The sequence below is a fragment of the Caballeronia sp. A2-2 genome, from assembly GCF_057612605.2.
Window position 1 is genome coordinate 2,356,684 of the sequence record NZ_CM172587.1, and the last position, 24,909, is coordinate 2,381,592.

Consider the following 24,909-nt stretch of genomic DNA (forward strand, 5'->3'; position numbering starts at 1 on the left):
TCCAAATTACGAGGGAAAATGGCACTGGAACCGGGTTTCAGCTTTGACCGTCTAGACATGACGAGGTATATGGAAATTGTGCTCGATTATCTGGCAGAGCACTCTCGGGGAAACGAACGAATCCTCGATATTCCAGCTGGGTCAGGTGTCTTTGGTACCACTCTCAGGCAGCTAGGACATGAGGTGATAAAGGCAGACATTAACGGATGGGAAGGAACTGTTCGCGCAAACATGGAGGGGCCTTTACCCTGGTCAACCGATGAATTCGACGTCGTGACATGCCTCGAAGGAATCGAGCATGTAGTTAATTCGATTGGTCTAATGCAGGAATTAGTTAGGGTGACAGCGCCGCAAGGTCGGATAATTATCTCCACGCCCAATATCGCAAACCTTCATTCGCGCCTGCAGTTCTTGTTCACGGGTACGTTCTTTCAGTTCGCCGCGCACGGCATGCGTCAAAGCAATGGGAGATTGGTCGACCGCGGTCACATCAGCCCATATACGCCCCTTCACCTGATCTATTTCTTTGGTTCTATGGGCTGCAGACTCACTGACATACGTGTCGACCGAGCAAAAAGAAAGGTTCTCATACCGCTCTACCTCTTGATGAAACCCTTCTCGTATCTTTGGACCCGTCGGGTCGCAAAAGGGACGCCGCCTGGCACATATCCGGGGGTAAGCTCGTTGACCAAGCTTCTGAACGGTTACAAACTCATGTTCGGCCGCTCGCAAATCCTCGTCTTCGAAAGGACGGTTGAAGGAGCCAGCGCTCCTAACAATTAGAACGGCTCACCGGTTCACTTTCGTCGGTACGCGGGTGGCCCAACTTCGGCCCACATTGGTCCGGAGCGCCACATTCGCGGCAGTTCCATCGCCAGCAAGCGCCAGCGAGCCAGGACAGCGACGAACGTGCCTTCGGCCTTCGCGCGGCGGATTTTGTCGGCGACATTCCATCCGCGAACGTAGAACGTGAGACTTCGCTTGCTTGACAGGTAATGGGGCGAATGAACGCCTACCCAGGCAAGCATCTCGTCGGGCGTGATATCTGGTGCGGCTGGGTCGGGGTCGAGGGTGGCAACCACAGAGGCTTCTTCGGTCGTAGAAGCCTCTTCAGAATCTTTGAGCGCTTCGCGCGCAAGCAGGCGCAGCACCTCGACGCGGTGCCAAGGGATTGGCGTTCGCCCGGCGAGGTAGTTGCGCACGGTGCGGGTGCAGCAGCGCAGCCGTCGTGCAACGTCTTTGAGTGAAAGGCCATCCGTGAGCGCGAGGAAATCCTCAACGCAGGCATGTCGTGGTGGTGAGAGCACTTGGAATCCGGCGAGAGATTAAGTGGTGCTGATACGATTGCGAACGGTTGCTCCATTTTTTGCGCAATGTATCGCACCAAACTTAAAGAGCTAGCAGTTCCACTTTACATAATGTTAATTATCGGTATTTTCATAACGCCAGCCGGATTGAAATGTCGCCCCATCAATGCCCGCCGCCACCACCCGCAGACTTCACCGACGTAAATAAAAACGACACCGGCACGAAGATCGCGCAAAAAATCGCCAGATAACCGAACGTATCGATATACGACAGCAAGGTCGATTGCGCCGCGAACGTCTGATACATATGCCCGGTGGCCGTCTGCGCGGCTTGCGCCATCGGTTGTCCCGTCAGTTGCACGACCGATGTCGTGGTCTGCGCGAGCGTGTCGTTGAAGCTCTGCGAAAGCGTGCTCATATGCTCCGACAGATGCGCCGAGCGCGCCTGACCGCGTTCCCGGACAATCGCGGTCGCCAGCGATATGCCGATGGACCCCGAGACATTGCGAAACATGGTGAACAGCGCGGAAGCATCGTCGCTGAGTTCCGAAGGCACAGTCGTGTAAGCCAGCGTCGTGATCGGCACGAACAGGAAGCCGATGGCGATCGACTGGAAACATCGCAACTCGACGAGCGTCTTGAAGTCGATATCCGGCACGAGTTCGTAGCGCGAGAAAATCATCGCGCAGGTCAGCAACAGAAAACCCGTCGCGACCAGAAAACGCGTCTGCACATACGGCATTACCTTGCTGACGATCGGGATCAGCATGACGATCAGCACCGCGCCCGGCGACAACACCAGCCCCGCGAGCGTCGCGGTGTAGCCGAGTTGTTGTTGCGCAAACTGCGGCACCAGCACGGCGCTGCCATACAGCACGACGGAAAACGCGGCCATCGTCAGGCAGCCGATCGCGAAATTGCGATCCTTCATCACGCTCAGATCCACCACCGGTTTTTTCGCGTACAACAGCCAGTAAATCGCACCGACGATGCCCGCTACGGCCAGCGTCGCGAACACGCGAATGAAGTTCGAGTTGAACCAGTCCGCATCCTCGCCGCGATCGAACATGACTTGCAGACAGCCCAGACCGACCGTGATCAACCCGATGCCGATAAAGTCCACGCTCGCTTTCTGCTTTTGCCGCCACGGCGGATCTTCCACCAGTTGATAGACGGCAAGCGAGGTCAGAATGCCCACCGGAACGTTCAGCAGAAACACCCAGCGCCACGAGAAGTGATCGGTGATCCATCCGCCGAGCGTGGGCCCGAGCACCGGCGCAACCACGATGGCGATCGCGGAAATCGAGAACGCCCTTCCCCGCTGTTCGGGCGGGAAGGTATCGAGAATGATCGACTGTTGATTCGGCTGAAGGCCGCCGCCGAAAAAGCCTTGCAGCAAGCGGAAAATGATCAGTTGACCGAGATTCGTCGCCATGCCGCACAGAAACGAGAAAATCGTGAACGCGACGATGCACACAAGAAAATAGCGCTTGCGGCCCATCACGCGCGAGAAAAAGCCCGAGATCGTGAGCACGATGCCGTTAGCGACGAGGTACGACGTGAGCGTCCATGTGGCTTCGTCGTAGCTTGCCGACATCGTGCCCGCAATATGGGGGAGCGCGACGTTGACGATCGTGGTGTCGAGCACTTCCATGAACGCCGCGAGCGTCACGACGATCGCCACCATCCACGGATTCGCGGCGGGCTTCCAACTCGCGGCGCCAGGTTGCGCGGTAGCGTCACTCATTCCACTCTCCGGTGCGGTAACGGAGCATGGTAATGCGGAAAATAAATTTACGTATCAGGCCGATGTGGCGATTCAGCCGAGCGGCGATACGCCCGTCAGATGCGCATGTCCCCAGAACAGCATGAAACCATAGAAGGCCAGCCCCGCCACGACGACGATCACGTCGTTCGCGGTAGTCGCGGGCGCACCCGGCACAGCACGCTTGGACGTTCTTCTGGATACCGAAACAAGGTCCGCCACGGCCCACAGAAGAAACCCGCCGAAAAGCAGGATGTCGTTCAGCGTGCCGTTCGCAAGCAGATGCGCGACCGCCCAAAGGATGACCGCAATGAGCATCGGATTGCGAGCAGCGCGCTTGATGCGCCCTGGCAAATAAGCGGCAATGAGTAGGGGAAAGACCGGGAGCATCAACAGAAAGGCCACGTGCTTCAGCCATTGTGGCGACGCGTAGACCACGACCGGCATGTGCCGCGCGATGCCGTATCCGTAAATCATCGCGATCAGGCTCAGGATGGAGACGACTGAATAAAGCCCCTTCCACGGTCCTTCTCCCAGTCGCGTGAGTTGCGCATCCCGCCAGCGCGGCGCGACGATGGAGACGGAGTGAACGCCCAAAAACACAATCAGACCGACGATAAAGATGAACATGGCGCGCAATATTGACAGTGACAACATCAGAATAGATATCGCTTTGCTTCACGTCAAGCTAAAATTGACAGTGTCAATATCGAACGAACGACGACGTGACCACAGCAAAGAAAACACGCAAAGCCCCGCGCCCGTACCATCACGGCGCGCTGCGCGAAGCCATGCTCGAAGGCGCGGAGCGGATTCTCGCGCGCGAGGGCATCGACGGACTCACGCTGCGCGCGGCGGCTCGCGAGGCGGGGGCATCGCATGCGGCGCCGAAGAATCACTTCGAGAACGTGGCGGGCTTGTTGAGCGAACTGGCGGCGGTTGGATTCAGGCGCTTCGAGCATCGTCTACTGCATGCAGCGCGTTCCGCCAGGACAGCGGATACCAAACTCGCCGCACTCGGACGCGCCTACGTCGAATTCGCGACGGAGTTTCCCGGCCTCTTTCTCCTGATGTTCCGAAGCGAGCGACTGGACCTTCAGCGCCCTAACCTGCGCGCGGCCATGATCGCCGCGCAGTCCGTGCTTCGTGAGGCGGTCGGCGCGGAACTCGCATCGGACGGCACCTTGCCCACCGATGGCGCGGCACGCCTCATCACTGCATGGTCCACGGTCCACGGCTTCGCCATGCTCAAGATCGACGGCAGGCTCGATTCGATCGTCGCGAGCCAGTCGATCAATCTCGATGCAATGGGCTTGCTCGACGTCATCCTGAAGGCCGGCGGCGGACGGCTGGAAAATGCTCAGGCGCCCGCCAAAAAGAAAAAGCCGTGAAGAGCGCCCTCTTCCTTCGGCAGGCGGTGATTGCATCGATTAAGGAAAACCCTGATCGCCCCCCGCCCCGCGCCGCTTCTGATGTTGATTGATCGAATCAAGATTGCCCGCCATCCGCGCCGGTGCGAATCTCTTTCCACGCTTCAACGCTCAGGCAAAAATTGGAAAGAGGATCGCGCAATGTCTGCATCGAACAAGGTTGCCGCCGTCACGGGCGCGGGTTCCGGAATTGGACGTGCCACGGCGAGCGCACTCGCGACCGCGGGCTTCACGGTCGCGCTGATCGGACGCCGTGCGGAACCGCTGCTGGAAACGAAGGAAGCGATCGTCATGGCAGGCGGCCGCGCCGAAGCGTTCCCCGCCGATGTCACTGACGAAGCATCGGTCGAACACGCGTTCGCTCGCATCGCAGAAGCATTCGGCCGGCTCGACGTGCTGTTCAACAACGCGGGCCGCAATGCGGGCGCGGTGCCGCTCGAAGAATACAGCCTCGAATTCTGGAACGATGTGGTCGCCACCAATCTCACCGGCGTGTTCCTGTGCGCGCGCGCCGCATGGCGTTTGATGAAGACGCAAACCCCGCAAGGCGGACGCATCATCAATAACGGTTCGATTTCCGCGCATTCGCCGCGCCCCAATACGATCGCGTATTCGGCGACCAAGCATGCGGTGAGCGGCATCACCAAATCGCTTGCGCTGGATGGGCGCGCGTTCAACATCGCGTGCAGTCAGATCGATATCGGCAACGCGGCCACCTCGCTCACGGACCGCATGACGCGCGGCGTGTTGCAGGCGGACGGCACCACCGCGCCCGAAGCACGCATGGATGTGCGTCACGTTGCCGATGCGGTCGTGCACATGGCGAACCTTCCGCTCGATACCAACGTGCTGAACATGACCATCATGGCGACCACCATGCCCTTCGTGGGACGCGGATAACGCCTCGCCTTGCCCGCCTGCATCGAGAATAAAAACACGGCAGGCTCATCTCAGGAGACACGGATGAAAGTCGCAGAAGAGCAGCCATTGAGCATGCATGAGCAGGCCGCTTATGCATCGAATGTATCGACGGCCAAAGCATCGAAAGTTCGTTACGTCGTGCTCGCGATGTTGCTGATCGCCACCATCCTCAACTACGTGGACCGCTCGGCGCTTGGCATCGTCGCACCGGGTCTGTCGAAGGATCTTCATCTCGACCGTATGCAGATGGGCGAACTTTTCGCCGTCTTCGGGCTCGCGTATTCCATCGCGCTGTTGCCGGGCGGTCTGTTGACGGATATTGTCGGCTCGCGCGTGGCGTATGCGCTGTCGCTGATCGGCTGGTCGTGCGCCACGCTCACACAGGGCATCGCGAACGGCTATCACATGCTGCTGGGCTCGCGCTTCGTGATGGGCGCGCTGGAAGCGCCCGCGTTTCCCTCCAATGCGCGCGCGGTGACGCTGTGGTTCCCCACGCAGGAACGCGGCTTCGCGACGAGCGTCTATGTGATGGGCCAATACATCGGCACGCCGCTTTTCACGGGCTTGCTGCTGTGGATCTCGGGTGTCTATGGCTGGCGCTCGGTGTTCTTCGTCACGGGCGGCTTCGGCATTCTGTTCGCGGCGCTGTGGTATCGCATCTATCGCGATCCGTCGAAGCATGCCAGCGTGAACGCGGCCGAACTTCAGTACATCAACGAAGGACACACTGAATCCACGAAGAAGGCGCGCGAGAAATTCAACTGGCGCATGGCGCTTAAACTGCTCGGCTATCGGCAGATTCTCGCGATCTGCCTCGGCAAGTTCTGCAACAACACGCTGCTCGTATTCTTCACGACGTGGTTCATGACATACCTGATCGAAGCGCGCCATATGTCGATGATAAAAGTCGGCATCTTTCAGGCCTTGCCGTTTCTCGGCGCGACCTGCGGCATTCTGGCGGCGGGTTCGCTCTCGGACTTTTTCATCCGGCGCGGTGTGTCGATTTCGACGGCGCGCAAGGCACCGCTCATCATCGGCACGCTGTTGGGCGCGAGTATCGTGCTGGTGAATTTCGTCGAATCGAATGAAGTGGTGATCGCCATTCTCACCATTGCGTTCTTCGCGCAGGGGGTCGGCTCGATGTCCTGGGCAGCGGTGTCAGAGATCGCGCCGCGTCAATACGTAGGACTGACGAGTAGCATCACGAGTCTTGCGGCGAATATCGCAGCAGTCACGACGCCGCTCATGATCGGCTATATCACCCATCACACAGGGCACTTTTATTGGGCGCTGAACCTCATGGGCGCGATCTGTCTGCTCGGCACGCTGTCGTACTCCGTCCTGCTCGGCAAGCTGTCGCGCATCGAGCTTTAACCTTATCTTCTCTTCGACGACATTCGCATGATCGAATTCAAGTGGGATCATCTGCAACTCTGTTCCAGCGATGCCGAAGCCACCGCCGCATGGTTCGCGCGATGTCTGAATGCCGAGATCGTGCGCCGTCCGGGGCGCGTGGACGTGCGTATCGGCAACATCGATATGTTCATCACGTCACGCGCGGACGCGCAGACCGTGCAGCTCGAAGCGGGCGCGCGCATGCAGGGCATCGATCATTTCGGTGTGACCGTAAACGATCTCGATGCCGCGTTCGCGCATCTCAAGCAATGTGAAGCAGAGATCGTAGAACCGATCAAACAAGTACGCGCAGGCGTGCGCGCATGCTTCGTGAGATCGCCGGGCAATATCCTCATCGAGATTCTGGAACGCAAACCCGCCGAGATGACTTTCAACTGAAAAGAGGTCAATATCGAGGCTCATCGTTTCATTGCGGCGCGACGCCTCTCTTTCATGCGAACCTGGATCACGCTGACCGAAGCGGCACGGCAACTCGGCGTACAACCGCAGACCGTCTACGCCTATGTGAGCCGCGGCAATATCGCCGTGATGCCCGATCCCAACGATCCGCGCAAGAGCCTGTATCGCGCTGAAGACGTTGCCGTGCTGTGCCGCAAGAAGCAAGTGGGCCGCAAACGCGAGGCGTTGGCGGCCGGCACCATCTTCGGCGCGGACCCTTGCATACTGAGCGGCATCACCACGTTTTCCAAGGGACGTGCGTGGTATCGCGGACGCGACAGCATCTTGCTGTCGGACACCGCGACGCTCGAAGAAGTGGCCGCGTTGTTGTGGAACACGCGCAAGCCGGTGCGTTTCGACATGGACGGCATCGCGCTGCAAGACGGCGAACGCGGAAGGCAATGCGCGTTCACATCACTTGCCGCACTCGCGGCCAATGGCCTCTCCACCCACGGACGCACCGACGCCGCATTGCACGCCGAAGCATGCAAGCTGCTTGCATTGGTGGCGCACGCACTCGGCGCGCGTTGCGACGGCAATACACGCTTCATTCACGAACGTCTGGCGCTCGGCTGGAATCAGAACAACGCGGGTGCGGACCTGATCCGCCGCGCGCTCGTGCTGGTGGCCGATCACGAACTCACGAGTTCCGCGTTTGCAGCGCGGATCACGGCATCTACCGGTGCGTCATTGCCGGGATGTCTGCTGACCGGTCTTGCCACGTTTTCAGGCCCCCTGCATGGCGATGCATCGGGCCGCGTGCGTGCCGTCTTCGACGATGTAGAACGGCTCGGTGCAGAGCACGTGGTCGGGCATCACTTGCAGTCCGCGATACCGGTTCCCGGCTTCGGTCATCATCTCTATCCCGATGGCGATCCGCGCGCCCGCGTGTTGCTCGAACGTCTCGATCCGCCGAAGGAGATTGCGGCGTTCATCGACAAGGTGGTGGCGCTGACCGGTCTCAGGCCGACCATCGACGTCGCACTCGCCACGCTTGCCGCGCAATTGCGATTGCCGCGCGATGCTTCGTTCGCGCTGTTCGCCACGGCGCGCTGCGTGGGCTTGATCGCGCATTGCATCGAGCAACTTCGGGTCGGCAAGGTGATCCGGCCGCGCGGACGCTATACCGGTCCAGCGCTCGAAGAAAATGGTGCGTCGCGCGACGGCGGAGACAAAGCGCTCGATCCCGTGACGCTCGATAAGAACCGCGTGTTCAAAACCGTTGCGCGGTAGGTTTTATCGGAGTGTTCGAACGGAACGTACAGCGCGCTTCGCGTATGTCGGATTCCAGCAATCACTTCGAAGTCCGATCGATGCAACAGAAGTCCTGATGATCCGTGTGAGTAAAGAAATTTATTCAGCATTAACAAGGGCTTATTCGATTTCAAGCAAACACCGGGATCACGCTGGCACAGCTCTCGCAACAGAGTGGTCGAGCGCAACAAACCAAACGCTCTCACCCACCCAACCTGCTTAAAGGAGCTTCAAAATGATCACCATCGCCAACATCGCCGCTGAAAAAGACCTTGCCCGTGCCGACATGGCTGCCGTCAAGGGCGGTACGTCGTTCTTCTCGAATTCCGCTGTCAACGCCAACGCGCAAATCGGCGGCGTGTCCTTCGGTTCGGCTCAGTCGAACATCGCGCCGGTCACGCAAGCGGATACGTCGACGCACACCAACGTCGATGCGACGACCATCAACAAGTCGCTTACGTCCATCGGCAGCCTGATGGCTGGCGTGAAGCTCTAATCCAAAGCGCCCAAGGAGACCATCATGCTGAAGATCAAGAACCTGTCTGCCGAGAAAGACCTCGACCGTGCCGAAATGGATGCTGTAAAGGGCGGCTCCTCGCTGTTCTCGAACAGCGCCTTCAACGGCAATCTGCAAAGCGGCGTGTCGTTCGCGAGCCCGCAAATCAACGTCGCGCCCGTGACGCAAGTCGATGCTTCGCAACACACGAATGTGGACGTGAAGAACGTCACGAAGTCGGTGGACTCGCTCGGCAGCATGCTGGGTGGATTGAAGCTGTAAAGAAAGAACGGGGAAGGCCCACTCGCCTTCCCCGCTCGCCGACATTCGCTAGACCATCACGAACCTGTCGTCGGCGCCTTGTTGATGGCAAGCGCCGGACAGTAATGCGTGGCGCTCAGATAAGACGCCTGCTGCGAACGCACGCCTGCGGCGCTGGACGTCGGCGGATCGATGAACACTTGCGCGTTGTTCGAACCCGCAGGCGCCGTGAACGTCATGGTCACCTTCCACCACTTGCCCACTTTCACCGCGCTCAATGACGTGGGCTGTCCGCCGCCCCACGTTCCCTTCACGACGCTGCCCGTATTCGTATTCACGACCCACGCAAACTCGTTGCCGCTCGGATCGTCGGTCTGAATCGAGCCGCCGGGGAACACGGTTGCATTGCTTGTCGCAAGGACATAATCGCTGAAGCTGTAAGTCTGCCCGCCCTGAACACGGATGATCTCGCGAATATTGGCAATCGACGAGCCATTCGTTCCCGTCACCGTGGCCGCGCCCGTCGCGAAGCCGCCCGTATTAGGCGCGGCAATCGCGACGCCGCCGTTTTGCTGCACCCAGGCATCGGGCTTGGCGAGCGCGAGCGGCGAATTGATCAGGTTTCCTGCATTACACGCGGCAGTTTCCGGATCGGCTGGAGGACCATAAAACTTCGCGATGCTCGCCTGAATCTGATTGTCGGTGGTGTCCGTGGTGGCCTTCGTGATGATCGCGCCTTCGAAGAACTGAATAGGCGCGGCGCTGGCATCGCCACCTTCACCCAGCGACAAACCGCCTTGCCACTGACCGTTGAACGCATAACCCGCGTCCTTGCCGAAGATATAGGCTTCGGGCGGCACGCTGTCGAAGTCGGCGGTCAACACTTGTTGCGACGCATTCCCGCTCTTGACCGCGAACACATTCGATGCGGACGATGGCGAGTACTTCGAAAGAACCGTCACGAACTTTTCTTTCGGCGGCTGCTGCGGACCGTAGAGATAAACGCCTGCTTCCGCATCGACGCCCGGCCAGTTGATGTCCAGGCTATTGCAGACAGGGTCCTTCACGGTGAGCGGTTGTTCGGCGTTTCCATCGCAATAGCCGAAGGTCGCGGCGTTGCCGTTCGACAGCGCCAGCGCGAACATTTCTCCTTCGATTTCCCCGTTCTTGTACGTGCTCGGATCGGCGCTGCTTTCCATGTTGCCGTACGTTCCGCAACACGTCGACGATGCGCTGTAATGCGCGCCCGCGACCATGTATTCGGCGATATCGGTGTCGCCGATCGACTGGTTGACCGTACCAAACCGGTTGCGGTATGCCTGCCCGCCGAGCGTGGCGAGCGCGGGAATCTGCTGGCCCTGTGTCGTCACGAAACTGAGTTTCGCGGGCGCGCCGGGCAAGGCAGGAAGATCATTGCCGATGGTGATCTGCTGCGTCGGTGCCTGCGCGGTCAATGCCTTTGGCGGCTGGAGCAACTGAACTTTCAACGTGCCGCCGCTGCCCGGCAGAACGATCGTCGCGAAGCCGTTGAGCACCGGAACCGTCAGCGTCTTGTTGGCCCCAGCGCTTTTGTTCGGCACCGTCAGGGATTGCGTGCCGTCGCTGTTCAGCGTGAGCGTCGCGGGCACGTTACCGAAGGTGCCCTTGAGCGGCGCCACGAGGTCGATCTGATCGTAGATATACGACACGCTGCACGTGGTCTTGTTGCAGAAGGAATTGGTGCTGGCGACGTTGGCCGAGCCGATCAGATTCGTGCCGCCGTTGCCCGCAAGCGTGTTTCTCGAATAGGGATACACGTCGAACGTCCGGTTGTCCGATGCGCGCACGACCTGAAACAGCGGCCCCGTGTAATTCCGCGTGAGCAGGCGCACGACGCTGTGCGCGGCGCTGCATGTCGTGTTGGCATTGGCCGCCACATCGCACGGAAGTGTCGGGGCGTTGGGCGCTTGCAATGATGCACTGTCCACCGCCGCTGCATCGACCGCGTTCACCGCGGATGCCGCGTTACTGTTCGATGTCGCGGCGTTGGCCACCGCGCCCGGCGTGCCGCCGTCTCCATCCCCGCTACACGCCGCGAGCGCGATGCTCATGGCGAACAACGCACCGAGCAACCTCTTTCCTCTTGCAAACATGACTTCCTCCTTAGGCATACGAACGAACACCTTCAAGTCGAGCGAGCGCAACCGGCCACGACGGCAAGCGCGTTGCTGTCGAACCGGGTTTCAGGTTTCAGGATGAAGCGCGGCTATCACGTCCGCAACGTGCGTGAGGCACGGCAGACGATGCGCGCGAGGGAACAGTCGTTACGTGTCGTCTGCGATGAAGAGACGAGCGGTCGCCGAATGGGCCGCGATGAATGGGCTTGCCATGCTGTACGCCATCTTCGTCTCCTGTCTTTTTTCATCGACGGGCCGGGAAGCGGATGGCGGTCGAAGAGTGCTGTCCGTTACGGACCGCACTGATCGGTAATATTAGAAAATATTATTTACTAAGCCACGTAGGGTAATCCCTCTTATAGGCTAATATTATTAATCTTGAAGCACCCAGATTATGGGACCACTTGCGATAGCGTTAATAATATTGGTCATAAAAGCATTAGCGCATTACTTACGATTACCTTCCGCATCGCTAATCGTTATTGTTGTCCGATGCTCAGGCGTGGAAGCCCGGCATGCTGAAGGCATCGTCCTGTGCGTATTTCGCGAAGTTCAGCATGATCGCCAGATCGTCCGCAGTACCGAACGATCCGGGCTTCGTCAGAAAAAGCCTGTTGTCATAGGGGCCGCCCCGCACTCTCGCGACCGGCGTGCCGGGCAGCACTTCCTGTCCGAATATGGTCAGCCCGCGCGCTTCGAGTAATTGATAGATCGAGTAAGCCGTATTGCCGCCTGAAAACACGAACGCCTTGCTGCCCGCGAGGAACGGCGTCACGAGATACTGCAGCAAACGTTCGACGCGCATGGCAAGTTCGAGGTCCGACAGACCGTGACTTGCGGCTAGGCGCCGAACGCCGTCATACGCTTCATGAGAAGCCGATGTATGCAGCAGAACGTCATGCCCCGCGCGCATTTGATCGAGATAAGGCAGCGCAAAATCTTCGAGAGATACTTCGAAGAACGAATCGTTCAGATCGAGCACGACGCTCTTTGCATCGAGCGTGGCTTCGAGACGCGCAACCTGCCTGCGCGTCATCTCGCTCGTCGAGCCTGCAACCAGCAACACAGGCGCTGCATGCGCGACACCGCCCGCGATGGACCGCAATGCCTCGCCCATTCCATACGAACCCGCGAAGAGCCGCACACCCGCCGCATGCGCCGTCGCGACGACCGCATTGAGATCGGCCTGCGAAGCGCTGTCCGCGACGATGATGCCCGCCCCCGCATCCGCGAAAAATTCCTGCAAGGCAGCTTCGCCCTGCGCGATGACCTGAGTATCGAGCCGCAGAATGGGACGCTGCGTTTCCTGCGCGAGCCGCTCCGGAATGTACGACGACCCCGCGGGCGCGGTCGGATCGACCGAACGCATGCGCTCGGCGAGCAGCGAGCCATCGACGAGTTGATAACCGCCCACGGTAATCCGCCCCATCTTCGGCGCCGCGCCGATGAACACGCACTGCGTCATGCCGGTGCTTTCCATGAGCGCGTCGATTTCATGACCGATGGGCCCGCGCAACAGCGAATCGAACTTCTTGAGCAGCAGCGGCACGCGCAGAAAGCGCAGCGCGCGCCCTGCTTCGAAGGCCTTTTCACGCGCGCATTCCACCGTGTCGTAACGCGATTCGGTATCGAGAATGAGCACTTCCGCGCGTTCTTCATCGAGGGCGGCGGCGTCCTGCACGATCACCGTCGAAAGCCCGCAGCGTGCGAATTCCGCGCCCACGCTGCTCGCGCCGGAAAGATCGTCCGCGATGACGGAAACCATCGGATTCCTCATGATCGCGCTCTCCTCAAACAATAGCCTTACGCCGCAGTTCCGCGAGTTCCGCCGCAAGCTGGATTGCGCGAATCAACACATCGGGCCGCGCGATCCCCTGCCCCGCGATGTCATAAGCCGTGCCGTGCCCCGCCGTCGTGCGAATGATCGGCGCACCCGCGATGACAGTCACATAGCCGTAGCGCTTGAGCGGAATCACGCCCTGATCGTGATACATGCCGATCACGCCGTCATACGCGCCATGCTCGGCGGCGTAATACAGACTATCCGCCGGACCCGGCCCGACAAGATGAAAGCCTTCGCCCTTCAGACGGTCCATCACCGGAATGACGTGATCGATTTCTTCCTTGCCGAACAGGCCGCCATCGCCCGCATGCGGATTCAGCCCCGCCACCGCGATCTTCGGTTGCTCGATATGCCACAACTCGCGCAATGCTTCACGCGCGATACGAATCACGCGCTCCACGCGCTCCTGCGTGACGAGTTCAATGGCATCGCGCAACGACACATGCGACGACACGAGAAACACCTTGACCTTGCCGCCCGTTAGCACCGTGAAGAAGTTCTTCGTGCCGGTGGCTTCGGCGAATACTTCGGTTTGCCCTGCGTAGAAATGGCCGGCCGCGTGCATCGCTTCCTTGTTGGTGGGCGCGGACGCAATGGCGTCGATCTCGCCATCGAGCGCGAGCTTCGCCGAGGCGCGAATGTATTCGACGAACGCGCGTCCGCAAGACGCATTCACGCGGCCCGGCTCGAAATCTTCGGGCGCGAGATTGCCGAGATCGATCACATCGATGACGCCGGGTTCGAAACGCGCGTCGCGGGGCCGGGCGATGGCGCGCACGTCGAGCGCATGGTCGGCGAAGCGAAGTGCATCGCGCACGATACGCGCATCGCCGATCAAAACCGGACGGCAAAACGCATGCAACTGGCCCGACGCGAACGCCTTGACAACGATCTCGGGCGAGATGCCCGCTGCATCGCCCAATGTGATGCCAACAATCGGAAGCGGTTCAGACATAGTGATTTCCTTCTTCGTTCAGAGTCCGAACTTTCCGGGATTGACCAGACCTTGCGGATCGAGTGCATGCTTGATGCGCGCGAGCAACGCATGACCGCTACCCAGTTCCGCTTTCAGATGCGATGCCCGCGCCAGTCCCACACCGTGGTGATGCCCGATGGTGCCATCGGCGGCGAGCACTTCTTCCATCACGGTCTGCCATATGCGTGAATAGCGTGCGCGCGTGTCGGCGGCATGCGCGCCTTCCACGAAGAAGATGAAGTACAGACAGGCGCCGGTCGAGTAGAAGTGCGAGTAATGTCCCATCGCTTTCGAGCACGAAGGCGCGACCGCGCGCATCAGCGTGTCGTAGAGCGGCACGAGCTTGTCCCACGACGCCGCGACTTCGATCGCATCCGCCATGCGGGTCGGACCTTCGTTGCCTTTGGTGAGCCAGCTTGCATCGAAACGATGCTGTTCCCACGCCTGCCCGATGGCTTCGCCGAGCGGCGTCGCGCCGTGCTTCACGGCAATCGCTTCGAGCACGCGCGCCTGTGCATCCACGATCTCGGGCACGCCTTCGTGTCCCGTGATGAGCAAGGGCTTGCCGAGGTTTTCACCGACGCGCTTATATAGACCTTCGGCTTCGATTGCATCATAGAGACGCAAGACCGCTGCATCGACATGACGGCCGTAGGCTTCGCGCATTGCGGCGACTGCGCTCGTCAGATCGGGAAAAGCAAAACCCGCAAGCGCGAGCTTTTCCGCCTTCTGAAACACCCGCAGCGTCACGCGCGTGATGAACCCGAACGCGCCTTCCGCGCCGACGAACAATTGCGCGAGGTTCGGTCCCGTCGATGCACGCGGCACCGGCCGGAACGCGACGCGCTCGCCATCGGGCAGAACGCCTTCGAGCCCGAGCAACAGATCTTCGATGCCGCCGTACTTGCTGGAAAACGTGCCCGTCGAACGCGTGGACACCAGCCCGCCGATCGACGCCAGATGCAGCGACTGCGGATAGTGGCCCAGCGTATAACCGCGCGCGCCGAGCCAGCTTTCGAGTTCCCCGCCGATCACGCCGGGCTCGACCGTGACCATGAGATTCGCTTCGTCCAGCTTGACGATTCGGTTCATGCCGCGCATATCGACGACGACCGCGCGCGCCGGTGGCACTGCCGCACCCGTCACGCCCGAACCCGCGCCAAACGGCACGATGGCACGGCCCGCGCGCGCCGCGATGCTCACTATCGCGCTCACGGCATCCCCATCGGCGGGACGCGCGACGCAGGCGGGCAGATGCGCGCGTGCTTCGTCGTCGGTCCACTTCGAGGCGAGCGGCCAGGCATCGTGCGAATGCGCGAGCAGCGTGTCTGCGTCGGTGGAAACGCGTTCGTGTCCCAGACGCTCGGCCAGCGCGAGAACCACTTCGTCGTTGCTGTTCATGCGGGTATGTCTCCGTCGAATCGGAAAAAGGTTAGGATGGCAGATCAGGTGCGCGCGTCACGCGCACGCCGCGCGCACCGAGCGCATTGCAGACGCTTTCATCGAGCCGCTGATCGGTGACCCAGGCGTCGACGGCATCGAGCGGCGTGATGGACGCGAAGCAGACCTTTTCCCACTTGCTGCTATCAGCGACCACGCACACGCGCCGCGCGCGCTCCAGCACGGCCTGCTTGATTTCGACGCCCACGGGACTGCTCGCCGTCCAACCCGCGCCGGGGTCCGCGCCGGATACGCCGAGCAGAAAGAGATCGAAATTCAGCGCGCCGATCTGCTGCAACGCGGCGGGCCCCGTCGCACCGAACGTATCGGGAAAAATCTCGCCGCCAATCTGATGCAGCGTGATGTTCGGATGCCCCGCCAGCTCCGCGCCGATATTGATGGCATGCGTGGTGACGCGAATCCTGAGGTTTTCTTCGAGACTGCGGCGCACCAGTGCGCGCGCCACTTCGATGGAAGTCGTGCCGGTATCGAGATAGATGGACTGCCCCGCCTCGATCTGCTGCGCGGCGGCGACGCCGATGCTGCGCTTCTCCCGCTGAAACTGCTTGAAGCGCAGCCAGTAGCCCGGATCGCGGTCCGACGCGAGCACCGCGCCACCATGAACCCGCCGCGCCAGACCACGCGCTTCGAGGTCTTTCAGATCGCGCCGCAAAGTCATCTCGGACGCGGTGAGTTTCTCCGTGAGTTCCTTGAGCGACACCCGCCCGCTCTCCGACAGGAGTTCGAGAATGGCCTGCGTGCGTGTGCTTTTGAGCGGTGTTGCCATCGGTGCCGAGCCTGTGTGATTGCCGAATGTTAGATTTTGATAGATATTACATCCAATCAGCCAAAAGTTTCTAGCGCATGTTGTTACCTGAAACCCGAAGCATTCGTACAAACCCTCGTTTGCGCTAAACAAAACAGACTCTTAGACTGCGAAAAACGCCTTGCACGGCTTACAACCATAACCAAGTGTTCGATATTTCGGACAAGGAGACAGCACCGTGAAAAAGCAGGGAGCAGACGCCGTATCGTCGTCATCGGCAATGGCGGGCACGCAGCGCGCGCGCTTGCGCTGGACCATCCTCACCATCACCGCGCTCGTGCTGGTGCTGAACTATGCGGACCGTGCCGCGCTAGGCGTCGCGGGCTCGCACATCCTGAAGGAATTCGGGCTGACGAAGACGCAGTTCGGCCTCATCTCCAGCATCTTCTTTCTGGGTTACGCGCCGTTCTGCTTCATCGGCGGATGGCTCGCGGACAAATACGGTCCGCGCGTGGTGATGGGCGTGGCGGTCGGCTGGTGGAGCATCTTCACGGCGATGACGGCGGCAGGCGCGGGCTACGTCAGCTTTCTGGTGATCCGCTTCCTGTTCGGCTTCGGCGAAGGTCCGCAAGGTTCGGTGACGATCAAGACCATGCGCAACTGGTTCCCGCAGCGGCAAATGGGCACCGCAGTGGGCGTGTCGCAAGGCTCGACGCCGCTCGGCGGCGCCATCGGCACGCCGCTCGTCGCGTGGATGATCGCCGCCTCGGGCGACTGGCGCGTGCCGTTCCTCGTGCTCGGCGGGCTCGGCATTCTGATGACCGTCGGCTGGTTCGTGATCGTGCGCGATTCGCCGGACGTGCATCCGTGGGCAACGCGCGACGACGTGGACGATCTCGCTCACGACATCAGCCCGGATATGTCGGTGAAGGACGAGAAGAACGCACCGCCTGTCTCGTTCTATATCCGTCAGCCGCTCGTGCTGGCGACCTCGTTCGCATTCTTCGGCTACGCGTGGGTGCTGTACGCGTTCCTGTCGTGGTTCCCGGTGTATCTGGTCGAGGCGCGCGGCGTGAACCTCAAGGAAGTGGCGCTGACCGGCGCGATTCCGTGGGTGCTCGGATTCGTTGGCTACTTGCTGGGCGGCGTGATTACCGATGCCATCGCCTCACGTACTGGACGCCCCGCGCTCGCCCGCAAGACGGTGATCATCGCGGGCCTCACGGGCACGGCGATCATGCTCTGCTTCGTCGGCGCGGCGACCACGCTCGCGGGCGCGGTCATGCTCATGTCGGCGGTCGTGTTCCTGCTCTATCTCACGGGCAGCAACTACTTCACGCTGATCTCGGACACCATTCCGCGCACGCGGCTGGGCGGCGTGGTCGGCTTCGTGCACTTCATCGCGAACACGGCGGGCATTTTCGCGCCGATCGTGGTGGGCGCGATCGTCGACCGGACGCATTCGTGGGTGCTGACCTTCAGCGTGTCCGGCGCGATCTGCATACTCGGCGTGCTCGGTATCCTCGTGTTCGGCAAGATACCGAAGGTGCAGGCGGCGGCCTGAAAATGGCGATGCGGAATGCGACAATGCGCGTTCCGCCTGTCGCATCACATTCCCATGAGAATCGTCCCTGCCCTCGACCGCGGGCTGCGCATCCTCGCGCTGCTCGCCGAGCACAAGACTCCGATGCGCGTCGCCGAAATCGCCGCGCTGCTGGAGTTGCCACGCAGCGCGGCGTATGAACTCGTGAGCACGCTCGCCGCGCATCAGATGATCCGGCAAAACGAACTCGGCGAAGTGACACTCGGACCGCAAACTTTAAAACTTGGCAGCGCTTACGACACGCAGATCGATTTCGAAGCGCTGGCGCGGGACACGGTGCATCGCGTGATGTCGTTGTGCGATGAAACCGCGCAAATCGGCATGCTCGACGGGCGCGAGGTGTATTACGTGGCGAAGGCGGATTCGCCGCGCGCGGTGCGGCTTGCATCGACGGTTGGCGCGCGATTGCCTGCGCATTGCACGGCGCTTGGCAAGATGCTGCTCGCGTTGCTGCCGCCGGAAGAACTCGCCACGCGCCTGAACGCCAAACCGCTCGAACGTTTGACCGAACGTTCCATCATCGATATCGATCAACTGCGACGTCATCTCGACGAAGCACGCGCACAGCGTTTCGCGTGGGAAGAATGCGAGTCGAACGCGAATATCGCGTGCGTGGCCGCGCCCGTGGTCGATGCGCGCAACCTGCCGATTGCCGCGCTCTCGATCTCCACGCCGCTCACGCGCATGAACGCGCAGCGGCGCTATCAGCTACGCGTGGTCGTCACCGAGCACGCGCGCAAGCTGTCGATTCAACTCGGCGCGGCGGAATAGCGCTTAACGCGCCCAACGCAACACGAGCGGGTCCAAAGTCCGCGCGATTTCGATCAACCCTTCGCGCGTCTTCGCATGCACCGGCAGCAGCGGATGGCGTACGTAGTCCGATGCAATCACGCCGCCCTCTTTCATCAGCATCTTGCATGCGGCCAATCCGCATTGCCGGTTCTCGTAGTTGATGAGCGGGAGCCACTTCGCGTAAGCCGCCATCGCGCCTTGCCGGTTGCCCGCTTCGTGCGCACCCATGATCTCGCGGATGCCATCGGGATAGCCGCCGCCGGTCATCGCGCCGGTCGCGCCGGCATCGAGATCGGCCATCAGCGTGATGGCCTCCTCGCCGTCCCACGGACCTTCGATGGCTTCGCCACCGAGCCGGATCAGTTCGCGCAGTTTGGCCGCAGCCTGCGGCACTTCGATCTTGAAGTACGAGATGTGCTCCAGCTTCTTCGCCATGTCGGCGAGAAACGCGGGCGTGAGCGTCGTGCCTGCAACGGGCGCATCCTGGATCATCACCGGAATGTCGATGGCATCCGACACCGCGCGGAAGAAATCGAAGATCGCCGCTTCCGACGCGCGGAACGTCGCCCCGTGATACGGCGGCATCGCCATGACCATGGCCGCGCCCGCGTCCTGCGCGCGGCGGCTGCGTTGCGCGCAGATGGCGGTCGAGAAATGGCTCGTCGTCACGATCACCGGCACGCGGCCCGCGACGTGTTCGAGCGACGTCTTCATGAGAATGTCGCGTTCCTCGTCGGTCAGCGAGAACTGCTCCGAGTAATTCGCGAGGATGCACAGCCCGTCCGAGCCGGCATCGATCATGAAATCGAGTGCGCGGCGCTGGCTGTCGAGGTCGAGCGTGCCATCGTCCCGGAACGTGGTCGGGACCACCGGAAACACGCCGGCGTATTGCTTGTGAGTCGGGTTCGTCATGTCTCTCTCTGTTTTCAAATTGATGCGATTAAGCGGCTTATGCAAGCTCTGCATCGTCGAGCGATGCACCTTGCGCGAGATAACCCAGTTGCTCCGACAAACGCGCCGCGCCCTGCACGACGATTGTTCGCAATGCTTCGCGCCGCTCGGGCGTCATGCGTGAGATCGGCACCGCGATGCTCATGGCCGCGACGTTCTCGCCCTGCCCGTTCCACACGGGCGCTGCCACGCATGCGATGTCGGGATTCGATTCGCATTCTTCGGCCGCCGCGCCTGTTTCGCGCACGGCTTCGAGTTGCCGCATCAATGCTGCGCGATCCGTGATGGAACGCTCCGTCAGCGCGACGAGCGGCGCGTCATCGAGATAATGTGCTAAGGCATCCTGTGGAAGAAACGCGAGCAACGCCTTGCCGAGCGCGGTGCAATGCGCGGGCACGCGCGCGCCGATGTTGGAGACGAGACGCACGGGCCGCGTCGAATCGGCCTTCGCGAGATAGAGAACGTGGGTGCCGTCGAGCACGCCGATCTGCACGGTTTCATCGCACGTCTGCGCGATGGCAAGTGCTGCCGCCTGCGCCGTCTGCGCGAAATCGAGCTTGCGACCATACGCACTACCGAGCACCAGCGTCAGATGCCCGAGGCCGACTTCGCCGTTGTCGTATTGCCGGACCGCGCCATGACTCACCAGCGTGAAAATGAGTTCATACGTGGCGCTGCGCGGAATGTCGAGCGTCAAGGCAATCTCCGACACTTTCATGCGCGAATCGCGCGCCGCGAGCAGCGCCAGAATGCGCAGACCACGATCCAGTGCGGGAACGATCCTCATGCGGGTTTTACCTCGCTCTTGAGCGTGAGCTTGTCGATCTTGCCATTGGACGTGCGCGGCAACGAATCGACGAATTGAATGTTGAGCGGCTTCTTATAGCTCGCAAGCTGCGCGTTGCATCCATCGATGATGTCGCGCTCCGTCAACCGCGCGCCTTCCTCGCAGACGATATACGCGCTTACAGCTTCGCCCCATCGCGGATGCGAAACGCCGATCACAGCCACCTCGCGCACGCCTTCGATATCCGCGATCACGCGCTCCACTTCCGCAGGATAGATATTGAAGCCGCCGGAAATAAGCATCTCGCGCTTGCGTCCGACGATGGCAACGCGCCCTTGCGCATCGATGCGTCCGAGATCGCCGGTGCGATACCAACCGTTTTCATCGAATGCTTCGGTTGTTTCGGCGGGCTTGTTCCAATAGCCGGTCGTCACGTTCGCGCCGCGCACGCAAATTTCGCCGACATCATCGACAGGTTCGTCGATGCGCAATTCCACGCGCGGATGCGGCACGCCCGCGCTGGCTAGACGCGCCCATTCGAGCGAACCGGCGTCGTGATCGTCAGTGGATAGGCTGGTCACCGGAATCAGCGCTTCGCTCGCGCCGTAGATTTGCAGCAGAACGTTGCCGAGCGTGGCGCGGGCGTCGATGAGCGCGCGCGGCGCGATCGGTGCGCCGCCGTAAGGCACGACCTTCATGCGTTCGGGCAGACGTTCGCCGCTTTCCTTCAACGCGCGCACGAGATCGTTCAGCATGGTCGGCACGAGCGGCATGCAGGTCGCGTTGACGCGCGCCAAGTGCGAGACGATGGTCTTCGGATCGAAGCGCGCGACCGTCGCGATGGCCGCGCCCGCCGCCGCATAAGCCGATGAAACCGACCCGCTGAAGTGACTCATCGGCGCGGCATGCAGCAGCACGTCGCCGGGGCCGACGGAGGGCAGCAAGTCGAGCAGGTTCGTCGCCATGGCGTGCCATGCGCCGTGTGTGTTCATCGCGCCTTTTGGACGGCCCGTGGTGCCGGAGGTGTACATCAGCGAGCACAGGTCGTGTGCTTCGAGCGGCGGCGGTTCGTGCTGTTCAAGACGCGCGCCTTCGCGGAAAACATCATCCAGTTTGTCCGATGCGATTAGCACGGCGCCGCTATCGCGCAAACCATCCGCGAGGCGCGGCTCGCAGAACACGGCGGCCGCCCCGCAATCTTCGACGATGTACGCAATCTCCTTCGCATGCAGCCGCGCGCTCACCGCGACGCGCACCCATCCCCACATCGCTAACGCGCGTTCTAAAGCTACCATTGCGGGCTGGTTTTCCAGCGCGAGCACCACGCGGTCGCCTTTTTCAAGGCCCTTTGCGTGAAGCCAGGCCGCCGCATGCCGCGATTGTTCGAACACCTGAGCATAGGTCAGCGCGCCATCGTCAGTCAGAACGGCTGGCTTGTCCGCATGCGCGCGATGCGCCGCGAGCAACAACGCGGCCCACGTGGTCGTCATAGATCGGCCTGTTTCTGACGCTGGCGCCACATGTCGTCGAAGGCTTCCATGAGGGCGTCGTCGGACACGTTCGGCTGGCGGAATAACTCGTGCAGCAGCTTGCCGCCATCGCGCTGAAAACCGGGGAACGCGGCAAGGCGCGGACGCACGAACGAGCGGTCCAGCGATTCGAGCGTCGCGCCGAAGAAGTTCGGACAGACGCGTTCGGTCGATGCATCCGTCCACGCATCGCGATGCGCCGGTTGACCGCCCGATTGCAGATAAAGACCGCGTTGCGTCTCGCTGCCCGCGATGAAGCGCAGCACTTCGGCGACGGCTTCCGGCTGCTTGCATCGGCGAGACACACACAGGCCCACGCCACCGAGCATGCCGCTGCCGATGCCGCCATCCGCCGATGGCACCGCCGCGAAATGCAGCGGCTTGGCGACCTGCGAGGCGCGCGCATAGTTCGAATAGCCGAACGCGATGGGCACGTAGGCGATGTCGTCGCGGCTCGTCATGTGATCGAAAATCTCGATGGGATCGGATGACCATGACAATGGATGCGCGCGCGCCATCAGACGGCGCAGCACTGCGAGCGCATCGCGTGCGGTAGTGCGATCAATGCCTTCATCACGCCACCAGTTCGGCCGAAGATCGCGCTGCACGCCCGGCACTTTCGACACGGCATGACAGATGGTCGCGAACGCGAGCAGCAGATGCGTCGGGTTCGCGGGCATGGCGACGCTTTCGGGCGGCAATGCATCGATGAGCGCGAAGACATCGTTCCAGCTTCGCGGCGCGCTCAGGCCGTGCGCCTTTAGAAGATCATCACGAAAGGCGGCGACTTGCGCGGCGGCATCAACGGGAATGGCCCAGAGAGCATCGTTCCAGATATAACTGTCGAAACTCGGCCCCACGGACGACGCACGCAACCCCGCAAGAAACGCTTCACCGACCAGCGTATCGACACGCTGCAACGCGCCCTGCCCGAACGCGCGCCCCATGAACGGGTGATCGATCGCGATCATGTCGTGACGTTCGGCGAGTTCCGCAATCGACGCTTCCTCGAAACCCTGCAACGAGCGCGCATCCCAATGCACGTCGATGCCTCGCGCCTTCAGCACGTCCGCCGCCGCGAGCAGCGGATCGAGCCCGCGCGGATGGCTCCACGTCATGCCCTTCAGTTCGATGACCGATGACGTCATGATTTCAAGGCATCCTTAACAATAGCGTTATGCTGTCCGATGGTCGGCACCGGCAGACGATTTGCGCGCTCGATGCCGCTCACCGATACCGGCATGCCGATGGCGCGCACGCGATGGCCGCCGGGCACGTCGATCTCCTCGACCAGCCCGTTCGCCGCCACTTGCGGATGCTCCACGATTTCATCGACGGTATTCACGGGCGCGACCCACATGCCTTTTTCGGTGAGTTCCGCGACCCAATCGGCGGTCGGTTTCGCGAGCAACTTGTCCTTGAGCAGCGGGTTGATTTCGTCGCGGCGCAGGAACCATTCGTCGTCGGTGCACGCGGCCAGTTCCTTCGGCAGCGAGAAGATTTCGGCGAGCTTTAAGCGCGGCGTCATCGACATGGCGAGAAAGCCGTCTTGCGTGCGATACACGCCGTACGGCGCATCCGTCCACGGCGCGGCAATGCCGGACTGGCTGCGCTGCCACTTGAGGTCGGTGTTCATGGCGACGAGCGCTTCCTGACACTGGATCATCAGCGCGGTGCCGAGCAAACTCGCCTGCACGCGATGCGGCGTGCCGTTTTCGCGTGCATCCATCACGGCAGAGACGATCGAGAACGCGAGCAGGAAGGCGGTGGACGCATCCAGAACCGGTGCGCCGAGAGGAACCGGCGGGCCATCGCCGGGACCGGTGTTGGCGGCAAGCCCGCTCATGGATTGCAGCAACATGTCCTGTCCGGGCTGCTTCACGAGCGGACCTTGCGCGCCGTATCCCGAACCGGACGCATACACGAGACGAGGATTGAAGCGCAGCATTTGCTCATAACCGAAGCCGAGCCGATCCATCACGCCCGGCCTGAAGTTCTCGACGACGACATCGCACTTCGCGACAAGGGATTCGATGAACGCGCGGTCATCGGCATTGTTCAGATCGGCGGTGACGGCGAGCTTGTTGCGGTTCATCGCCAGAAAATACGGCGATTCGCCATGCAGCTTGCGCCCGCGCGGCATGTAGCTGCGTTCCCACTCGCCTGTCACCGGCTTCTCCACCTTGATGACGACCGCGCCCATGTCGCCGAGCAATTGCGTGGCGACGGGGCCCATCATCATTTGCGTGAAGTCGAGCACGGTGATGTCGCGCAATGGTCCGGTGCCGCGATATTCCTTCAGGAATTCGTTCATGCGGATGCTCCCCGGCGATCGACTGCGAGCGTGTGCTGGCAACTGAACACGACCAGACCGTCCTGATTCGTTCCGGTGTACTGCTTCACGACAAGACCGATCTCCGGCTTGCGATGCTCCTTGAGTTCGACCACTTCGGCTGTCGCGACGAGCGTGTCGCCGGAGCGCATCGGATTGGGGAAACGCACCTTGTCGTAGCCGTAGGAAATGGCGCGCAGGTTGTATTCGACATTCAGGCCGGTGACGAGCGCGAACGTGAGCATGCCGTGCACGAGACGGCCGCCATAGCGCGGATCGGCATAAGTGCGGTCCACGTGCGCCGGATGAAAGTCAAGCGTCAGCCCCGCGAACTGGTTGATATCGGCCTGATCGATGGTGCGGCGGCGCTCCGGCTCGCGTTCGCCGAGTGCGTAGTCTTCAAAGAATCGCTCGATGGCGGTCCAGCCTGGCATGTCGAAGTCTCC

The 24,909-nt window shown here is 61.3% G+C and carries 24 protein-coding genes; 10 read left to right on the forward strand and 14 right to left on the reverse strand.

Annotated features, from left to right (window positions below; translation table 11 throughout):
• The first annotated feature begins 18 nt into the window (after positions 1-18).
• On the forward strand, positions 19-783 hold the full coding sequence (locus tag ACZCWR_RS11225) for a class I SAM-dependent methyltransferase (protein WP_487300832.1): 765 nt from the start codon (positions 19-21) through the stop codon (positions 781-783).
• Positions 784-797: 14 nt separating this feature from the next.
• Here ACZCWR_RS11225 and ACZCWR_RS11230 read toward each other — a convergent pair whose 3' ends face one another.
• From ACZCWR_RS11230 to ACZCWR_RS11240, 3 genes are all read right to left on the reverse strand, one after another.
• Positions 798-1,307, reverse strand: coding sequence for an IS21 family transposase (locus ACZCWR_RS11230; RefSeq protein ID WP_487300833.1), 510 nt, complete (start codon positions 1,305-1,307; stop codon positions 798-800).
• Between the two features lie 163 nt (positions 1,308-1,470).
• Entirely contained in the window at positions 1,471-3,054 is a 1,584-nt protein-coding gene (locus ACZCWR_RS11235) for a DHA2 family efflux MFS transporter permease subunit (protein WP_487300834.1), read from the reverse strand.
• 72 nt (positions 3,055-3,126) lie between these two features.
• Positions 3,127-3,729 (reverse strand): NnrU family protein, encoded by a 603-nt coding sequence (locus tag ACZCWR_RS11240; RefSeq protein ID WP_487300835.1) that lies wholly within the window; start codon positions 3,727-3,729, stop codon positions 3,127-3,129.
• 68 nt (positions 3,730-3,797) lie between these two features.
• Between ACZCWR_RS11240 and ACZCWR_RS11245 the strand changes: the two genes are divergently transcribed.
• From ACZCWR_RS11245 to ACZCWR_RS11275, 7 genes are all read left to right on the forward strand, one after another.
• Entirely contained in the window at positions 3,798-4,463 is a 666-nt protein-coding gene (locus ACZCWR_RS11245; RefSeq protein WP_487300836.1) for a TetR/AcrR family transcriptional regulator, read from the forward strand.
• Positions 4,464-4,643: 180 nt separating this feature from the next.
• Positions 4,644-5,402 (forward strand): SDR family oxidoreductase, encoded by a 759-nt coding sequence (locus tag ACZCWR_RS11250; RefSeq protein WP_487300837.1) that lies wholly within the window; start codon positions 4,644-4,646, stop codon positions 5,400-5,402.
• Positions 5,403-5,465: 63 nt separating this feature from the next.
• On the forward strand, positions 5,466-6,797 hold the full coding sequence (locus ACZCWR_RS11255; protein ID WP_487300838.1) for an MFS transporter: 1,332 nt from the start codon (positions 5,466-5,468) through the stop codon (positions 6,795-6,797).
• A 27-nt stretch (positions 6,798-6,824) separates the two neighbouring features.
• Positions 6,825-7,217 (forward strand): VOC family protein, encoded by a 393-nt coding sequence (locus ACZCWR_RS11260; RefSeq protein WP_487300839.1) that lies wholly within the window; start codon positions 6,825-6,827, stop codon positions 7,215-7,217.
• A 54-nt stretch (positions 7,218-7,271) separates the two neighbouring features.
• Positions 7,272-8,510, forward strand: coding sequence for a citrate synthase (locus tag ACZCWR_RS11265; protein ID WP_487300840.1), 1,239 nt, complete (start codon positions 7,272-7,274; stop codon positions 8,508-8,510).
• Between the two features lie 256 nt (positions 8,511-8,766).
• Positions 8,767-9,027 (forward strand): hypothetical protein, encoded by a 261-nt coding sequence (locus ACZCWR_RS11270; RefSeq protein ID WP_487300841.1) that lies wholly within the window; start codon positions 8,767-8,769, stop codon positions 9,025-9,027.
• Positions 9,028-9,051: 24 nt separating this feature from the next.
• Positions 9,052-9,309, forward strand: a complete 258-nt coding sequence (locus ACZCWR_RS11275; protein WP_487300842.1) for a hypothetical protein — start codon at positions 9,052-9,054, stop codon at positions 9,307-9,309.
• Between the two features lie 56 nt (positions 9,310-9,365).
• On the opposite strand, the gene ACZCWR_RS11280 is transcribed toward ACZCWR_RS11275, so the two are convergent.
• From ACZCWR_RS11280 to ACZCWR_RS11300, 5 genes are all read right to left on the reverse strand, one after another.
• Positions 9,366-11,420, reverse strand: coding sequence for an arabinofuranosidase catalytic domain-containing protein (locus ACZCWR_RS11280; RefSeq protein ID WP_487300843.1), 2,055 nt, complete (start codon positions 11,418-11,420; stop codon positions 9,366-9,368).
• A gap of 520 nt (positions 11,421-11,940) precedes the next feature.
• Complete coding sequence (locus ACZCWR_RS11285) at positions 11,941-13,221, reverse strand: four-carbon acid sugar kinase family protein (RefSeq protein ID WP_487300844.1); 1,281 nt, start codon at positions 13,219-13,221, stop codon at positions 11,941-11,943.
• Between the two features lie 13 nt (positions 13,222-13,234).
• On the reverse strand, positions 13,235-14,242 hold the full coding sequence (gene pdxA / locus ACZCWR_RS11290; RefSeq protein WP_487300845.1) for a 4-hydroxythreonine-4-phosphate dehydrogenase PdxA: 1,008 nt from the start codon (positions 14,240-14,242) through the stop codon (positions 13,235-13,237).
• An 18-nt stretch (positions 14,243-14,260) separates the two neighbouring features.
• Complete coding sequence (locus tag ACZCWR_RS11295; RefSeq protein ID WP_487300846.1) at positions 14,261-15,664, reverse strand: FAD-binding oxidoreductase; 1,404 nt, start codon at positions 15,662-15,664, stop codon at positions 14,261-14,263.
• Positions 15,665-15,695: 31 nt separating this feature from the next.
• Entirely contained in the window at positions 15,696-16,490 is a 795-nt protein-coding gene (locus ACZCWR_RS11300) for a DeoR/GlpR family DNA-binding transcription regulator (RefSeq protein ID WP_487300847.1), read from the reverse strand.
• Positions 16,491-16,707: 217 nt separating this feature from the next.
• Here ACZCWR_RS11300 and ACZCWR_RS11305 point away from each other — a divergent pair, with 217 nt between their 5' ends.
• Both ACZCWR_RS11305 and ACZCWR_RS11310 read left to right on the forward strand, forming a co-directional pair.
• On the forward strand, positions 16,708-18,033 hold the full coding sequence (locus ACZCWR_RS11305) for an MFS transporter (RefSeq protein WP_487300848.1): 1,326 nt from the start codon (positions 16,708-16,710) through the stop codon (positions 18,031-18,033).
• A 54-nt stretch (positions 18,034-18,087) separates the two neighbouring features.
• The gene (locus ACZCWR_RS11310) at positions 18,088-18,843 is read left to right on the forward strand and encodes an IclR family transcriptional regulator (RefSeq protein ID WP_487300849.1); all 756 of its coding nucleotides are present in this window, start codon (positions 18,088-18,090) and stop codon (positions 18,841-18,843) included.
• A 3-nt stretch (positions 18,844-18,846) separates the two neighbouring features.
• Here the strand turns inward: ACZCWR_RS11310 and ACZCWR_RS11315 are convergent, their stop codons facing one another.
• Genes ACZCWR_RS11315 through ACZCWR_RS11340 form a run of 6 tightly spaced genes read right to left on the reverse strand, consistent with a single transcriptional unit; the run spans position 18,847 to position 24,897 of the window.
• Entirely contained in the window at positions 18,847-19,776 is a 930-nt protein-coding gene (locus ACZCWR_RS11315) for a dihydrodipicolinate synthase family protein (RefSeq protein ID WP_487300850.1), read from the reverse strand.
• Between the two features lie 37 nt (positions 19,777-19,813).
• Positions 19,814-20,602, reverse strand: coding sequence for an IclR family transcriptional regulator (locus ACZCWR_RS11320; RefSeq protein ID WP_487300851.1), 789 nt, complete (start codon positions 20,600-20,602; stop codon positions 19,814-19,816).
• Positions 20,599-22,092: a class I adenylate-forming enzyme family protein gene (locus ACZCWR_RS11325; protein WP_487300852.1), complete on the reverse strand. Its 1,494-nt coding sequence runs from the start codon at positions 22,090-22,092 to the stop codon at positions 20,599-20,601. The genes ACZCWR_RS11320 and ACZCWR_RS11325 overlap by 4 nt, the downstream gene beginning before the upstream one ends.
• Positions 22,089-23,279, reverse strand: coding sequence for an extracellular solute-binding protein (locus tag ACZCWR_RS11330; protein ID WP_487300853.1), 1,191 nt, complete (start codon positions 23,277-23,279; stop codon positions 22,089-22,091). The genes ACZCWR_RS11325 and ACZCWR_RS11330 overlap by 4 nt, the downstream gene beginning before the upstream one ends.
• The gene (locus ACZCWR_RS11335) at positions 23,276-24,445 is read right to left on the reverse strand and encodes a CaiB/BaiF CoA transferase family protein (protein ID WP_487300854.1); all 1,170 of its coding nucleotides are present in this window, start codon (positions 24,443-24,445) and stop codon (positions 23,276-23,278) included. The genes ACZCWR_RS11330 and ACZCWR_RS11335 overlap by 4 nt, the downstream gene beginning before the upstream one ends.
• Positions 24,442-24,897, reverse strand: a complete 456-nt coding sequence (locus ACZCWR_RS11340) for a MaoC family dehydratase (RefSeq protein ID WP_487300855.1) — start codon at positions 24,895-24,897, stop codon at positions 24,442-24,444. The genes ACZCWR_RS11335 and ACZCWR_RS11340 overlap by 4 nt, the downstream gene beginning before the upstream one ends.
• Between the last annotated feature and the right edge of the window lie 12 nt (positions 24,898-24,909).

Bases quoted from the DNA above. Each gene is read 5' to 3' on its own strand.
- ACZCWR_RS11340 (WP_487300855.1), bottom strand. From the start codon at position 24,897: ATGCCAGGCTGGACCGCCATCGAGCGATTCTTTGAAGACTACGCACTC.
- ACZCWR_RS11315 (WP_487300850.1), bottom strand. From the start codon at position 19,776: ATGACGAACCCGACTCACAAGCAATACGCCGGCGTGTTTCCGGTGGTC.
- ACZCWR_RS11300 (WP_487300847.1), bottom strand. From the start codon at position 16,490: ATGGCAACACCGCTCAAAAGCACACGCACGCAGGCCATTCTCGAACTC.
- ACZCWR_RS11225 (WP_487300832.1), top strand. From the start codon at position 19: ATGGCACTGGAACCGGGTTTCAGCTTTGACCGTCTAGACATGACGAGG.
- pdxA (WP_487300845.1), bottom strand. From the start codon at position 14,242: ATGTCTGAACCGCTTCCGATTGTTGGCATCACATTGGGCGATGCAGCG.
- ACZCWR_RS11320 (WP_487300851.1), bottom strand. From the start codon at position 20,602: ATGAGGATCGTTCCCGCACTGGATCGTGGTCTGCGCATTCTGGCGCTG.
- ACZCWR_RS11295 (WP_487300846.1), bottom strand. From the start codon at position 15,664: ATGAACAGCAACGACGAAGTGGTTCTCGCGCTGGCCGAGCGTCTGGGA.
- ACZCWR_RS11235 (WP_487300834.1), bottom strand. From the start codon at position 3,054: ATGAGTGACGCTACCGCGCAACCTGGCGCCGCGAGTTGGAAGCCCGCC.
- ACZCWR_RS11260 (WP_487300839.1), top strand. From the start codon at position 6,825: ATGATCGAATTCAAGTGGGATCATCTGCAACTCTGTTCCAGCGATGCC.
- ACZCWR_RS11275 (WP_487300842.1), top strand. From the start codon at position 9,052: ATGCTGAAGATCAAGAACCTGTCTGCCGAGAAAGACCTCGACCGTGCC.
- ACZCWR_RS11325 (WP_487300852.1), bottom strand. From the start codon at position 22,092: ATGACGACCACGTGGGCCGCGTTGTTGCTCGCGGCGCATCGCGCGCAT.
- ACZCWR_RS11240 (WP_487300835.1), bottom strand. From the start codon at position 3,729: ATGTTGTCACTGTCAATATTGCGCGCCATGTTCATCTTTATCGTCGGT.
- ACZCWR_RS11280 (WP_487300843.1), bottom strand. From the start codon at position 11,420: ATGTTTGCAAGAGGAAAGAGGTTGCTCGGTGCGTTGTTCGCCATGAGC.
- ACZCWR_RS11285 (WP_487300844.1), bottom strand. From the start codon at position 13,221: ATGAGGAATCCGATGGTTTCCGTCATCGCGGACGATCTTTCCGGCGCG.
- ACZCWR_RS11250 (WP_487300837.1), top strand. From the start codon at position 4,644: ATGTCTGCATCGAACAAGGTTGCCGCCGTCACGGGCGCGGGTTCCGGA.
- ACZCWR_RS11310 (WP_487300849.1), top strand. From the start codon at position 18,088: ATGAGAATCGTCCCTGCCCTCGACCGCGGGCTGCGCATCCTCGCGCTG.
- ACZCWR_RS11255 (WP_487300838.1), top strand. From the start codon at position 5,466: ATGAAAGTCGCAGAAGAGCAGCCATTGAGCATGCATGAGCAGGCCGCT.
- ACZCWR_RS11335 (WP_487300854.1), bottom strand. From the start codon at position 24,445: ATGAACGAATTCCTGAAGGAATATCGCGGCACCGGACCATTGCGCGAC.
- ACZCWR_RS11330 (WP_487300853.1), bottom strand. From the start codon at position 23,279: ATGACGTCATCGGTCATCGAACTGAAGGGCATGACGTGGAGCCATCCG.
- ACZCWR_RS11270 (WP_487300841.1), top strand. From the start codon at position 8,767: ATGATCACCATCGCCAACATCGCCGCTGAAAAAGACCTTGCCCGTGCC.
- ACZCWR_RS11265 (WP_487300840.1), top strand. From the start codon at position 7,272: ATGCGAACCTGGATCACGCTGACCGAAGCGGCACGGCAACTCGGCGTA.